Raw genomic sequence first — 12,988 nt, 5'->3', positions numbered from 1 at the left:
CTCAGAAGCTCAAGGGGATGCGCGAGCTCAACGGTTGATGGTACTGAGGCGGTCGGCCGATCATCTCGTCGTTGGCCACCTGGGATACCAGCCAGGCGCGTGACAGACCGGCGCGCCTGAGCTCGCTGTAGACATCCTCCAGCGAGCGGAACAGCATCGGCTTGCCACGCTTCATCAACAGTTCACTGCGCTCATCGTCTTCATCGGCACCCGCTTCCAGTACCAGCTGGACCTGATAGAAGCGGCTGGCGGCATGACTGATCACGCGCGCCTCCAGTGCCGGATACTCGGCGATCAGCGCATTCAGGTTGCTGACCAGCAGGCCAGCAGGTGTGAAGGCAGCGGCAATTCTGGACATGGTGTCGGCTCCTGGACCTCTGTTGTCTGAGGTATCCATCATCGTGAAGGTGGCGTCAAGGCTTCACGCCAGCTTGCGGGGGGACGATGACGATTGCACGGCACCGCCATGACGATTGGATGACGTCATGTTCAAGGCCGCCGCCCCGGAGAGGCTCACGGACACTGAGCACGAACCGCCAGCTGACGTTCCGCGAGGATACGCAGCAGATCCAGAGGACGCCCAAGGCCGCGATAGCATCCCCCTCGCATGATGATGAAGTCCTCGTCACGATGAATGTCCCGGCGCCCGAGCAGCTTGGCCGACAGACGCTCGAGCGGCTCATCTTCCTCGACACGCAGTGAATGGGTCTGCATGACCTCATGAATCGCCCGTCGTCCATGCAGCTCCGGTCCGAAGCGCTGATTCAGCAATCCCAGCAGTCGATGGCGGATGATCATGCCGATCGGCCGCTGCTGCGCGTCCACCACTGCCAGCGCCATCAATTCCGGCTCGGCATGTAGACGCTCGGCCACCTCCTCGAGACAGGTATCCTGCAGTACCGGCGCCACCTGCCGCAGCAGGCTGCCGGCACCGAGTGCCAGAGGCGCGGCATGCCGGCGGCGAATCAGACGATGCAGGCGCTGCTCGAGGCCGGCACGCTGGCCAGCAGGGTCCACCTCGGCGCTCGCGAACAGCCAGCCTTGCAGATACTCGGCCCCCAGCTGAGACACGCATTCCATCTCGCCTTCCTGCTCGATGCCTTCCGCGATCACCTGACTGCCACTGCCGTGGGCGATGTCGATGATCGAGCGCACGAAACGCCGCTTGAGCGAATCCTGATGAATACCGCTGATGAAGTGTCGGTCGATCTTGACGAAGTCAGGCTGAACCGCCGACCACAGCTTGAGGCTGGCGTACCCTTCACCGAGGTCATCCAGCGCGATGGCGAAGCCCATCGACTGGTAATGGCAGACGGCCTCACGCATCAGTGCCGGGTCAAGCCCCGGGGTCTGCTCAGTCAACTCGATGACGACCTGATGCGGGTACAGCCCATGGCGATGCAGGAGATGACGTGTCAGTCCCCGAGAATGCGCACTGTCCAACAGCACCTCCGGCGACACGTTCAGGAACAGGCGCTCACTCAGGCCCTGCTCGGCCCATTGCTCAAGCGCCAGCTCACGACAGAGGCCGTCCAGCTCGGCGAGGCGCCGATGCTGGCGAGCCGCCTCGAACATCGCCATCGGTGAGCGCAAGCTGCATCCTGCAGCAGCTCGCGCGAGTGCCTCGTAGGCGAAGACCTCACGGCCATCTGCCGCCACGATGGGCTGGAAATGCATCCGCAACTGGCGAAGACGCAGCAACGCCTCCAGCGCCTGGCCGGATTCGGGAGTGGATGCCTCAGCTAAAGCGGGATGCGGGGATGGCAGCATGCCAGAATCAAAGCATGCTGATATGACAGGAAAATGACATGGGGCGGTGATGTGTCAGCGAAGGGTCGGGCACATCACCGCGGTGCTGCCATGCAAGGATGCCTTGCGACGAGCCTGCCCGGTCGCGGCTGGCCAATGCGCTCATGCCACGCCGGAGGTGGACGCCTTACAGCGAGTTGGGGTCGATGGCCTTGCCGAGGGAATTGCGGTCGATCCACTTGCCGGCCTTGGTTTCCTTGTAACGGAAGACCACCATGTCGCCCGCGACGACCGGCACTTCACTGTCTTCGGTCTGATAGCTGTAGCTCTCGCCCTCCACGACCAGCGTGAAGCGATAGAGATCCGGCATGCCCAGCCATTCCTTGAAAGGTCCTTCGCGCTCAAGGCTCTCCAGCGTACCGCGTCCCTGAAGCTTGGGAGTGCGTGCGCGTCCGCGCCCAAATCCACCTGCCATGCTATCTCCTCCCCGTCAGTGCGGGTCTTGCGGGGCGACGTCGCTGCCGCCGCCCGGGTACATGTTTGATGCGCGTGCGCATCACGTCATTCAGCGAAGGCCTGGCCATAACTGTCTGGCGCCAGGTCCTCGAAACGGGTGTACTTGCCGATGAAGGCCATGTGAACGGTGCCGATGGGGCCGTTACGCTGCTTGCCGATGATCAGCTCGGCCAAGCCCTTGTTGTCGGGATTGTCCTTGTTGTAGACCTCATCACGGTAGACGAAGGCGATGACATCAGCGTCCTGCTCGATGGCGCCGGATTCACGCAGATCCGACATCACGGGGCGCTTGTTGGGACGCTGCTCAAGCGAGCGGTTCAGCTGCGAGAGCGCCACCACCGGGCAAGCGAATTCCTTGGCCAGCCCCTTGAGCGAGCGCGAGATCTCGGAGATCTCGGCAGTACGGTTCTCGGACAGCCCCGGCACCTGCATCAATTGCAGGTAATCGATCATGATCAGGCCGATGCCGCCGTGTTCGCGCGCCATGCGGCGACAGCGTGAGCGCATCTCGTTGGGCGACAGGGCCGCCGTGTCATCGACGAACAGCTGCTTGTCCTTGAGCAGGTTGACCGCCGAGGTCAGCCGCGGCCAATCCTCGTCATCCAGCTGACCGGTACGCACCTTGGTCTGATCGATGCGGCCCAGCGAGGAGATCATGCGCAGCATCAGCGATTCGGCCGGCATCTCCATCGAGAACACGGCCACCGGCTTGTCGCCGGAGACCACGGCATGCTCGACCAGGTTCATGGCGAAGGTGGTCTTGCCCATCGAGGGGCGCCCCGCGATGATCACCAGGTCCGATGGCTGCAGACCGGAGGTCATGTCATCCAGGTCCCGGAAGCCGGTCGAGAGGCCGGTCATCTGGCCCTTGAGATTGAACAGCTCATCGATGCGGTCCACCGCGCCGGTCAGCAGCTGACTCATGCCCTTGGGGCCGCCGCTCTTGGGGCGTGATTCGCTGATCTGGAACACCAGACGCTCGGCCTCGTTGACCAGCTCGTCGGCGTCTCGCCCCTGAGGGCTGAAGGAGCTCTCGGCGATCTGGTTGGCCGCCTGGATCAGCTTGCGCAGCGTCGCGCGCTCGCGAACGATGTCGGCATAGGCCTTGATGTTGCTGGCCGAGGGCGTATTGCGCGCAAGCTCGGCGAGGGTCGCAAGCCCGCCGACCGACTCCAGCTGGTCACGGCTTTCCAGCAACTCGGACAACGTGACCACATCCAGCGGCCGGCTGCTGCCCACCAGCTGGGACATGGCGTTGTAGACCAGACGATGCTCGTAGCGATAGAAGTCGTCGGCCACCAGTCGCTCGGACACCGTGTCCCAGGCGCTGTTGTCCAGCATCAAACCGCCGAGGACCGATTGCTCGGCCTCCAGCGAATTGGGGGGCACCTTGAGCGCCGCCGTCTCGCGATCCTGATCCTGCATCTCGCTCATGCCTGGCTGACTCCTGCTGATGACTGACACGCCCGCGGGAACCTCCATTTTCGTGCATCGCCGCGAGCCTGCCAACCATCGCGACCGCACATGATGCTCTACCTCACGGGGGCAGGCATTCTACCGGATTTTGCCTGTCATCGCCCTGCCCGCGTGCAGAGGATTTTCCCTGTCACGCCCGACAAAGAAACGCCAGACACAAAAAAACCGCCCCCGCATCCAGGATGCGAGGGCGGTTCGAGTACCACCTGTGGTGGCAGCGCCGGATCACCGGGCAGCCACCACGGATCAGCGATTACTCGCCGACCACGACCACACGAACAGTGGCAGTCACTTCAGCGTGCAGCTGCAGCACGATGTCGTATTCGCCAGTGTTGCGCAGCGGGCCTTCCGGCATGCGGACTTCGCTCTTGGCGATGTCGATGCCGGACTGGGCGATGGCTTCGGCCAGATCACGCGGACCGATGGAACCGAACAGCTTGCCTTCTTCGCCAGCCTTGGCGACCAGGGACAGTTCGATTTCGTTCAGCTGAGCGGCACGCGCTTCAGCTTCGGCCTTGCGCTCTGCAACCTGTGCTTCCAGCTCAGCGCGCTGAGCTTCGAAAGCCGCCTGGTTTTCGGCAGTGGCCGGAACAGCCAGACCGTACGGCAGCAGATAGTTGCGACCGAAACCAGCCTTGACGGACACCTGGTCACCCAGGTTGCCCAGCTTGCCAATCTTGTCGAGCAGAATGACTTGCATCTCGTAAACCTCTTATCGATGACTGCCAGCAAGACGTGCGCGAAGATCCGCAAAGACGTCAACAAGAGCCAGCAGCAGCAAAATCAGAATCGTGGGCCAGGTCGTCAGCAGCAGAAAGTAGACGCCGACCAACCATAACCCGCTCATCCCCTTTAACCCGATATAGCCATGCACCAGGGCAATGCCGGCCACGAACAACGGTATCCAGATCAGCAGGAGCACTGCAGGCACATCGAGGAAGACCCCGATGATGCCGCAGGCTGCCAGTATCAGGACTTCTCGCGGGCTCAGCCGGAAGGCATGAAACTCGTGACGAAATCCACCCGGATTGTAGAGCCCGGACTGCCAACTGCGCGCCAGGGCCAGACAGGCCGTGGCGGCCAGCAGGACCACCAACCCGGTAATACCGCCGATGACCAACCCTGCGAGCTGTTCAGTCGGCACACCTTGAGCGGCAAAGTCGCTCAAGCGTGCATCAAGCTCAGGGGCATTCTGACGAATGCTCTCAAGCAGTGGACCAGCCCCGCCTGGTGGCAGGAATATCCCGGACTGCACCATCATTGCCGCTGTCAGGCTGGCGCCAATCAGCGCCTCCCCCCATCGCATGCGAGCACGCAGCAGGGTTGCCATCAACGTGACCAGCAACACGGTCGCCAATGGCACCGGGTCGCCTTGTGTCCACCACCAGCCTGCCGGAATGGCAGCGGCGATGAACACGGGTGCGGCTGGCGCAAGGCCACGCCGAAGCGTGACCAGCGCACTGATGGAGGCACTGAACCAGAAGAACCAGGGCAGAAGACCCGTCAGCAGTGCAATCGCGATGCACTGCAACGGTCCGCGCATGGCCCAACGTGCCAATGCCAGCATCATGGTGTCGCCTTACTGGTGGCTGTCGCTGTACGGCAGCAGTGCCAGGTAGCGCGCACGCTTGATGGCAGTCGCCAGCTGACGCTGATAACGCGCCTTGGTGCCGGTGATGCGGCTCGGGACGATCTTGCCGGTCTCGGTGATGTAAGACTTCAGGACTTCGATGTCCTTGTAGTCGATCTGCTTCACGCCTTCAGCGGTGAAGCGGCAGAACTTGCGACGACGGAAAAAACGTGCCATTGCAATGACCTCCTGGGGGTGCGGTATCAGTTAGCGTCTTGAGTTTCGGCTTCGTCACGCTTGTCTTCGCGACGCGGACGCTTCTCTTCAGCCGGCTTCATCATCGGAGACGGCTCGATGGCCGCTTCCTTTGCACGCACAACCAGGTTACGGATGACGGCGTCGTTGAAACGGAAGATGGTCTCGAGTTCCTCGACCACTTCACCGGTAGTTTCGACGTTCATCAGCACGTAGTGGGCCTTGTGGATCTTGTTGATCGGGTAGGCCAGGTGACGGCGACCCCAATCTTCCAGACGATGCACAGTACCGCCGGCTTCGGTCACGATGGAGGTGTAACGCTCGATCATGGCCGGAACCTGTTCGCTCTGGTCCGGGTGGACCATGAACACGATCTCGTAGTGACGCATGGCTTGGCTCCTTTCGGTTTGACAGCCTCCACGGCGCGTCTCGGGCCGGGAAGCAAGGAGTGGAGTGATTACTACGGTTGTGTCATTCGGGCTCGAAAGCCACGTACAACGCGCGCGGGCGAGGACAGGTGCCCCCATGCCGCGCATTCACTGCAGACTGCACTTCACAGAACCGCAGTATTGTAGAGAGGTGTCAAGGGCTTGGCAAGCGACACGTCGCGAGGCACGCCTCATGCCCTGACACCCCCATTCTCGCTGTCAGCCGTTGCGGCGCTGACGAACGGCTTCAAACAGGCAGATACCGGCCGCGACCGAGACATTCAGACTCGAGACACTGCCCGCCATCGGCAGCTTGATCAGGCTGTCGCAGTGCTCGCGCGTCAGCCGACGCATGCCCTTGCCCTCAGCGCCCATCACGATGGCCACCGGCCCGGTGAAATCGGCCTCGAAGGCCATGGCCTCGGCTTCGCCAGCCGTACCCAGCACCCAGACACCGGCTTCCTTCATGGCATCCAGCGTGCGGGCCAGGTTGGTGACCTGATAGACCGGCACCACTTCCGCTGCCCCACAGGCGACCTTGCGCACGGTCGCGTTCAGGGAGGCGGACTTGTCCTTGGGCACGATGACACCATGGGCACCGGCGGCATCGGCGCTGCGCAGACAGGCCCCGAGGTTGTGCGGATCCGTGACCGAATCCAGCACCAGAAACAGCGGCGCTTCCTCATGGGACCAGCCATCGAGGCGCAGCTTGAGACCAGTCTCGTTCTCGGTGGCGAGCGGCGCGCACAGAGCGACCAGCCCCTGATGGGCACCACCGCCGGTGGACAGCGCATCCAGCTCCTCACGCGCCTTCAAGGTGACGCGTGAACCAGCGGCACGCGCCTGCTCGACGATCTCGTTCAGACGCAGCTCGGCCTCGCCTGCCTGCACCCACAGCTCGCTCGGCGCGCGGCCGCGTGCCAGCAAGGCTTCCACGGCGTGCACACCATAGACGGCTTCCAGGCCACCGGGGATCTTCGGTGCGCCAGTGCGAGCGCCATCTCTGCGGGCCCCGCCACGTTCCTGGCGCTGAGCGCCACCACGCTCACCCCTTGAGTGCTCGCCTCGAGAGTGCTCACTTCGAGAATGGCTACCGCGCTCGCCGGCGGGCTTGCCGCGGCCGGGCTTGCGCCCCTTGTCCTGACTCATAGTGCCTTCCTGCCTGATGGCCCTGACAGGGCCCTGTCACTTGGACGGAAACTGAGCTGTCGCCATGGCGACAGCCATGAAATCCTGCGAACTCACGGCCGTGCAACGCATCAGCCCCGACCATGGCCGGGGCTGATGAATGCTGCGCGGTGAATCTTGCCGGCGGTCAGCTGCGGCCGTTGCCGCGACGCCCGCGAGAACGGGAGCCGCGCTTGCGCGACGGATCATCCTTGCCAGCGGCACCCATCGGCGCGACTGCCGCGAACGGACTGTCAGCAGATTCCGGACCGCTCGGCACCGCCGGGCGCGCCGCTGCCGGAGACTCAGGCGCAGACGGACGCTCATTACCGGTGGAGGGCTTGCGCTCGCCGCGACCGGAACGCTCATCACGCTCGCTGCGCGGCTTGCGGGCAGGACTCTCCTGCGCAGGCGTCTCGGACGCTCCGTCCGTACCGCCACCCTGGCCTTCCTGACTGACTTCTTCCGTCAGGGACTTGAGACGCTCGCGCTCACGCTTGCCGGGGCGACCCTTGGGGGCAGACTCCTTGCCGGAGGCTGCACCGCTCTTGCCACTTGCGGGCTTGTCAGCATCACGCTCGCTGCTGCGTGCCTTGCGCGGCTTGCGCTTGGGACGCGGCGTCGGGTCACTGAGCATGAAGTCGATCTTGCGCTCATCCATGTCGACGCGAGCCACCTGGACGGTGACGCCATCGCCGAGACCATAGCTGACGCCGGCACGCTCACCCTTGAGACGATGCTTCTCGGCCTCGTAGTGATAGTAGTCGGACGGCAGCGAGGAGATGTGCAGCAGGCCTTCGACGTAGTAGGCATCCAGACGCACGAACAGGCCGAACTGGGTGACCGCCGCGACGGTACCCTCCAGCACTTCACCGACCTTGTCCTTCATGAACTCGCACTTGAGCCAGTCGTTGACGTCACGCGTCGCCTCATCGGCGCGGCGCTCTGTCATCGAGCAGTGCTCACCCAGCTCGAGCATCTGCTCGAAGGTGTACGGGCACCATTTGGTCGGACGCTCGGTCACGGCATCTTCGGCGCGCAGCACAGTGTCGGTCTTGCGCGGACCACGGATGACGGAACGGATCGCACGGTGCACCAGCAGATCGGGATAACGACGGATCGGCGAGGTGAAGTGGGCGTAGGCATCGTAGGCCAGACCGAAGTGACCTTCGTTCTGCGGCGAGTAGACCGCCTGGGTCATGCTGCGCAGCATCACGGTCTGGATGATGTCGAGGTCCGGGCGCTCGGCGATCGAGGCACGCAGTGCCTGGAAGTCCTTCGGCTGTGGCTCATCGCCACCTTCCAGCGTCAGACCCAGCTCACCCAGGAAGGCGCGCAGGTTGTTGAGACGCTCAGGTGCCGGCTGCTTGTGGACACGATAGAGGGCCGGCAGATCGTGCAGGTCCAGGAAGCGCGCCGTGGCGACGTTGGCCGCCAGCATGCATTCCTCGATGAGCTTGTGCGCGTCATTGCGCGTACGCGGCACGATCTGTTCGATCTTGCGCTCATCGTTGAACAGGATCTGCGTCTCGGTGGTCTCGAAGTCGATGGCACCACGCTTGTCGCGCGCCTTGCGCAACACACCGTACAGCGCGTGCAGGTTGTGCAGCGACGGCAGCAGTTCGTTGTACTGCTGACACAGTGCCTGACCTTCCTCACTTTCCGGGTCCGTCAGCATGGTGCCGACCTTCTCGTAGGTCAGACGCGCATGGGAACGGATCACGGCTTCGAAGAAGCGATAGTCGAGCATCTCGCCATCGGCGGCGGAAATGGTCAGCTCACAGACCAGCGTCAGACGATCGACATGCGGGTTGAGCGAGCACAGACCATTGGAGAGCAGCTCCGGCAGCATCGGCACGACCTGACCCGGGAAATAGACCGAGTTGCCGCGCACGTAGCCTTCCTGATCCAGCGGACTGCCGCCACGCACGTAATGCGATACATCGGCGATGGCGACCAGCAGCTTCCAGTTGCCGTTGTCGTCCTGCCAGGCGAAGACGGCGTCATCGAAGTCCTTCGCGTCTTCGCCATCGATGGTGACCAGTGGCGTCTCGCGCAGGTCGATACGCCCCTTCTTGTCCTCTTCCAGCACTTCGGCGGAGATGGTCGAGATCTGATCCTCGACTTCCGGCGGGAATTCGCTGGGGATGTCATGCGAGCGGATCGCGATGTCGATCTCCATGCCCGGGTCCATGCGCTCACCGAGCACCTCGATCACTTCCCCCACCGGCTGCACGCGTGTCGCGGGCTGCTGGGTAATGCGCACGGACACCACCTGACCGTCCTTGGCACCATTGGCCACACGGTTGGGGATGATCACTTCCTGCGCGATGCGCGAATTCTCCGGAATCAGTACCCCGAAGTCCGGCTCGGATTGGCGATAGATGCCGACGAGCGTCTGGGTATTGTGAGCCAGCACCTCGACGATGGTGACTTCATCACGACCACGGCGATCACGGCCGCTGACGCGCGCCAGCACCTGATCACCATGGAAGACGCGACGCATCTGGCGCGGCGGCACGGCAAGATCCGGCTTGACGCCATCTTCGCGCGCCAGGAAACCGAAACCATCGCGATGGCCGACGATACGGCCACGAATCAGGTCCAGCTTCTCGATCAGTGCATAGGCACCACGACGATTGCGCAGCACCTGGCCATCACGCTCCATGGCATTGAGGCGACGGCGCACGGCTTCCTGCTGCTCGTCGTCCTCGAAACCGAGCATGCGGCTCATGTTCTCGTGGGTAATGGGCTTGCCATACTCTTCCAGCTTGTCGAGAAGATACTCGCGACTGGGGATGGGCTTGTCGTACTTATGGGCTTCGCGTTCCGCGTGCGGGTCGTCGCTGAGCGTCCATTGGGTCATTAATCAGGATTCCTTGACGATGAATTCGAGACGGGCAGCGGGCGCGGCACGGAATGACTGGTTGTCTCTCATGCGCGCATTATAGCCCCTACCATTGGGCCGACCCAACCATTCCCCAACCTTCCGACTCCCGGAAGCTCGTCAGAGTGATGCAGGAGGCCTCATTTCATGGCTTTGCCAAGCGCTTGTTTTTTCATCGGGTCTTCCAAAGCTTGCACCATCTCGAAGTTCCGGCCAGCAAGGCAGACGACCGAGATGCGTCATGCAGCCCCTGACGTCACAAATAAAACAGAAACCTCTTGCATTCCCTCAGAAGATCCGTATTATTCGGCACCACTTGCCCAGATGGCGGAATTGGTAGACGCGCTAGCTTCAGGTGCTAGTGTCCGTATGGACGTGGAGGTTCAAGTCCTCTTCTGGGCACCAATTTCAGGTTTCATGTTGACGTGACACACGTTAGGATGGATACCGGAAAACGGGTAAAGCATTCAAGTTTCAACAACTTGGACTGCTGACCCGGGTCCTTGGACCAAAACGAGTTCTGATGTCTGCCCAGGTGGCGGAATTGGTAGACGCGCTAGCTTCAGGTGCTAGTATCCGTAAGGATGTGGAGGTTCAAGTCCTCTCCTGGGCACCACGGACGTCAGACTCACGATGAACGACCCCTGTATCGCGCTTCGCCCAGATGGCGGAATTGGTAGACGCGCTAGCTTCAGGTGCTAGTATCCGTAAGGATGTGGAGGTTCAAGTCCTCTTCTGGGCACCACGATGCGCACTCGAACAGGGAACATGGTATCCACTACCAAGGATGTCATGATCGTTCCGCTGCAAGGCTCTGCTCTTGAGACTTCAGCACACAACTTGATGCCCAGATGGCGGAATTGGTAGACGCGCTAGCTTCAGGTGCTAGTGTCCGTATGGACGTGGAGGTTCAAGTCCTCTTCTGGGCACCATCAAGTTGTCATCCGATGTACTTTCTCGCAGCGCCCGCTGCTCACATCGCGATACTCTCCCCCTGCTATCAGCTTCATTGCTTTATCCAGACCTGCAGCGCCCTGCGTTGTCTTTCGCGTGCTCCCAGAAACACAGCCCCCCCCTACGCCTGCTGACTTGTCCACACCCGCTTCCACTGCCTGGCCTGTGGATGGATTTCCTGCGACTGCGCGACGAATATACCCGGACGCATCCTTCTGCACGACCCATTGCCCCCCTGCGCCATCAGAGTCATCAGACACTCAATAGCGTGACGGGATGCGGCTGAAACTCTCGACCTGCCATCCATCACGACGTACCGAGGCTTCCAGGCGCTGCTCTATATCGTCCGGCAACTCGTGGAAGAAATCGAAACCGGTGAGAGATTCGATTCTATCGATGCTGACCAGAAAGCGATCCAATGGCTCATCCCCTCTTACCTGCTGAGGAAAGAGAAACGCCAGGGCGCGAGGCGCCTGCCGAGCAGTGCCGGGCGAGACGATGATCTTGTAGAAACCATCCGGAATCTCGATCAGATTCGGCAGACGCTCGATCTCTCCCGTGAAGACCGGACCTGCGGTGATCCACAGCGCCTCTTCCCGCGGCAGAATCCTGTCCATGATGGCCGCCTCGAGTCGCTGCCACAGCTTGCGATTGAGCGCCGGTGTCTGTGGCGAGATATTGGTCATGCGAAACGTCTGATGCTGGGCCTTGACCCCGTAGATCTTGCCGATGGCGTAGTTGGGCGCCAAGTGTCCGCGGTCGTAGCCACTGTTGCGATAGCTGTCCGGCGTGACGGGCCATAGCGAGCGCCAGTCGCGCTCGAACTCGTCAGGACGCTCCCCCAGCCGCGCCCCCTGGGTATTTTCGAGACGCCATGTCACCCATAACGGGTTGGCGCGCAGATCCGACCACCCCACCAGATAGGCATCGCTGCGCAAGCCACGCGCCAGCGTCTTCCAGTCAAGTTCACGTGCCTCAGGCACTCCCTGCCAGGCGTAGAACTGCTGGTAATCACGCTCCTGCCACCACCACAGCCCACCTCCCACCAGCGCGAATGCCACGCTGACGCCAAACCCTCGCCACAGCTTGCGACCGGCCGAGCGAATATCATCCATCACATCCAGCATCCCGCCATTTCCTTCTTGTCGTTGCCATTGCCTCGGCAAGGCATGCGCTCGTCATTCCGTCACGACCCGCAAGCCGCAGCAACTTCATTCACGTTCTACCGTAGCATTCCATCATGCCAGAGTTCCGTTCGCGAGGCTGACGGCCGCCCCAACTCAAGCCACAATAAGCAGGCAGCACTTGCTTCATGCACCATCAGCGAGCAAATATCCACGAGGGGGATCATCCCGACGGCGGATACCGCAGAATCTGACCGCATGATCAGTATCTGGCATGCCACCTGCATCTTCCCGTACCAGGATGCTTGCGACCAGCCGCGCCACACAGAGCGCTCATCAAGACGCCCGTGGCACGAGTGACACTGCAACGATCGACATGAAAGCGCCTCCTGACAGGCGAGCCGTGACCGCAGCACATCCCACCGGCTGTGCTCCAACGATGAGAAGGAATCTGACCATGGCTGATCAAAGCCGTCGTAACTTCATGCGCAACAGCCTGCTGGGGCTTGCCGCCCTGCCACTGGGCGCTGCCGTGCTCTCGCCGCGCGCCCTTGCCGCCGACCTGCCCCCACTGGATACCGACAACCCGCAGGCAAAGGCGCTCCACTATGTGGAAGATGCCAGCGAAGCCAGTGATCACCCCGCCTTCAAGCCCGGCTCCGACTGCACCAACTGCATGTTCTACAAGCCGGAGAACAAGGGCTGTCAGCTATTCCCCAGCAATAGCGTGGCACCCGAAGGCTGGTGCCAGTCCTGGACCAAGCGCCCGGCATGATACCGGCGGCGCCTCGGACCTGATACGAGAAGACCGCCTCGGGAGCCAATCCCGAGGCGGTCTTTTTCATGGCTGTGTTACCGGGAC

The 12,988-nt window shown here is 62.1% G+C and carries 12 protein-coding genes and 4 tRNA genes; 5 read left to right on the top strand and 11 right to left on the bottom strand.

Annotation, left to right across the window (positions count from 1 at the left end; all coding sequences use genetic code 11):
* Position 1: 1 nt before the first annotated feature.
* The 10 genes from AC26AR_RS01590 to rnr all read right to left on the bottom strand — a co-directional run bounded on the left by AC26AR_RS01590 (position 2) and on the right by rnr (position 10,027).
* Positions 2-358 carry a DUF6482 family protein gene (locus tag AC26AR_RS01590; protein WP_219815849.1) on the bottom strand — a complete coding sequence of 119 codons (357 nt, stop codon included), beginning with the start codon at positions 356-358 and terminating at the stop codon, positions 2-4.
* A gap of 155 nt (positions 359-513) precedes the next feature.
* A complete protein-coding gene (locus AC26AR_RS01585; protein ID WP_488107439.1) occupies positions 514-1,770 on the bottom strand; it encodes an EAL domain-containing protein in 1,257 nt (418 codons plus the stop codon).
* A 166-nt stretch (positions 1,771-1,936) separates the two neighbouring features.
* Positions 1,937-2,224, bottom strand: a complete 288-nt coding sequence (locus AC26AR_RS01580; protein ID WP_043334752.1) for a hypothetical protein — start codon at positions 2,222-2,224, stop codon at positions 1,937-1,939.
* Positions 2,225-2,310: 86 nt separating this feature from the next.
* A complete protein-coding gene (dnaB, locus tag AC26AR_RS01575; RefSeq protein ID WP_077379359.1) occupies positions 2,311-3,690 on the bottom strand; it encodes a replicative DNA helicase in 1,380 nt (459 codons plus the stop codon).
* Between the two features lie 304 nt (positions 3,691-3,994).
* The gene (rplI, locus tag AC26AR_RS01570; protein ID WP_065392637.1) at positions 3,995-4,441 is read right to left on the bottom strand and encodes a 50S ribosomal protein L9; all 447 of its coding nucleotides are present in this window, start codon (positions 4,439-4,441) and stop codon (positions 3,995-3,997) included.
* A gap of 12 nt (positions 4,442-4,453) precedes the next feature.
* Positions 4,454-5,308, bottom strand: a complete 855-nt coding sequence (locus AC26AR_RS01565; RefSeq protein WP_084209830.1) for a hypothetical protein — start codon at positions 5,306-5,308, stop codon at positions 4,454-4,456.
* 12 nt (positions 5,309-5,320) lie between these two features.
* On the bottom strand, positions 5,321-5,548 hold the full coding sequence (rpsR, locus tag AC26AR_RS01560) for a 30S ribosomal protein S18 (protein WP_024952281.1): 228 nt from the start codon (positions 5,546-5,548) through the stop codon (positions 5,321-5,323).
* 26 nt (positions 5,549-5,574) lie between these two features.
* Positions 5,575-5,955, bottom strand: a complete 381-nt coding sequence (gene rpsF / locus AC26AR_RS01555; protein WP_065392636.1) for a 30S ribosomal protein S6 — start codon at positions 5,953-5,955, stop codon at positions 5,575-5,577.
* A 258-nt stretch (positions 5,956-6,213) separates the two neighbouring features.
* Positions 6,214-6,969, bottom strand: coding sequence for a 23S rRNA (guanosine(2251)-2'-O)-methyltransferase RlmB (gene rlmB, locus AC26AR_RS01550; RefSeq protein WP_240704295.1), 756 nt, complete (start codon positions 6,967-6,969; stop codon positions 6,214-6,216).
* A gap of 340 nt (positions 6,970-7,309) precedes the next feature.
* The gene (gene rnr / locus AC26AR_RS01545) at positions 7,310-10,027 is read right to left on the bottom strand and encodes a ribonuclease R (RefSeq protein ID WP_488107438.1); all 2,718 of its coding nucleotides are present in this window, start codon (positions 10,025-10,027) and stop codon (positions 7,310-7,312) included.
* A gap of 339 nt (positions 10,028-10,366) precedes the next feature.
* On the opposite strand from rnr, the gene AC26AR_RS01540 reads away from it, so the two are divergent.
* From AC26AR_RS01540 to AC26AR_RS01525, 4 genes are all read left to right on the top strand, one after another.
* A tRNA-Leu gene (locus AC26AR_RS01540) sits at positions 10,367-10,453 on the top strand.
* A gap of 124 nt (positions 10,454-10,577) precedes the next feature.
* Positions 10,578-10,664 (top strand) — tRNA-Leu (locus AC26AR_RS01535).
* 42 nt (positions 10,665-10,706) lie between these two features.
* Positions 10,707-10,793: transfer RNA gene (locus AC26AR_RS01530), tRNA-Leu, on the top strand.
* Positions 10,794-10,893: 100 nt separating this feature from the next.
* Positions 10,894-10,980 (top strand) — tRNA-Leu (locus tag AC26AR_RS01525).
* Between the two features lie 282 nt (positions 10,981-11,262).
* Here AC26AR_RS01525 and AC26AR_RS01520 read toward each other — a convergent pair.
* On the bottom strand, positions 11,263-12,129 hold the full coding sequence (locus AC26AR_RS01520) for a DNA/RNA non-specific endonuclease (RefSeq protein ID WP_488107437.1): 867 nt from the start codon (positions 12,127-12,129) through the stop codon (positions 11,263-11,265).
* 454 nt (positions 12,130-12,583) lie between these two features.
* Here AC26AR_RS01520 and AC26AR_RS01515 point away from each other — a divergent pair, with 454 nt between their 5' ends.
* Positions 12,584-12,901 (top strand): high-potential iron-sulfur protein, encoded by a 318-nt coding sequence (locus AC26AR_RS01515; RefSeq protein ID WP_077378804.1) that lies wholly within the window; start codon positions 12,584-12,586, stop codon positions 12,899-12,901.
* Positions 12,902-12,988 lie beyond the last annotated feature (87 nt).

It is taken from the genome of Cobetia sp. PS-4MA, assembly GCF_057670765.1.
Note: the sequence above shows the minus strand (reverse complement) of the source record. Positions and strands in the feature narration are given on the sequence as shown.

Excerpts from the sequence above, each read along its gene's own strand:
- AC26AR_RS01590 (WP_219815849.1), bottom strand. The coding sequence starts at position 358 with ATGTCCAGAATTGCCGCTGCCTTCACACCTGCTGGCCTGCTGGTCAGC.
- AC26AR_RS01585 (WP_488107439.1), bottom strand. The coding sequence starts at position 1,770 with ATGCTGCCATCCCCGCATCCCGCTTTAGCTGAGGCATCCACTCCCGAA.
- AC26AR_RS01580 (WP_043334752.1), bottom strand. The coding sequence starts at position 2,224 with ATGGCAGGTGGATTTGGGCGCGGACGCGCACGCACTCCCAAGCTTCAG.
- dnaB (WP_077379359.1), bottom strand. The coding sequence starts at position 3,690 with ATGCAGGATCAGGATCGCGAGACGGCGGCGCTCAAGGTGCCCCCCAAT.
- rplI (WP_065392637.1), bottom strand. The coding sequence starts at position 4,441 with ATGCAAGTCATTCTGCTCGACAAGATTGGCAAGCTGGGCAACCTGGGT.
- AC26AR_RS01565 (WP_084209830.1), bottom strand. The coding sequence starts at position 5,308 with ATGCTGGCATTGGCACGTTGGGCCATGCGCGGACCGTTGCAGTGCATC.
- rpsR (WP_024952281.1), bottom strand. The coding sequence starts at position 5,548 with ATGGCACGTTTTTTCCGTCGTCGCAAGTTCTGCCGCTTCACCGCTGAA.
- rpsF (WP_065392636.1), bottom strand. The coding sequence starts at position 5,955 with ATGCGTCACTACGAGATCGTGTTCATGGTCCACCCGGACCAGAGCGAA.
- rnr (WP_488107438.1), bottom strand. The coding sequence starts at position 10,027 with ATGACCCAATGGACGCTCAGCGACGACCCGCACGCGGAACGCGAAGCC.
- AC26AR_RS01520 (WP_488107437.1), bottom strand. The coding sequence starts at position 12,129 with ATGCTGGATGTGATGGATGATATTCGCTCGGCCGGTCGCAAGCTGTGG.
- AC26AR_RS01515 (WP_077378804.1), top strand. The coding sequence starts at position 12,584 with ATGGCTGATCAAAGCCGTCGTAACTTCATGCGCAACAGCCTGCTGGGG.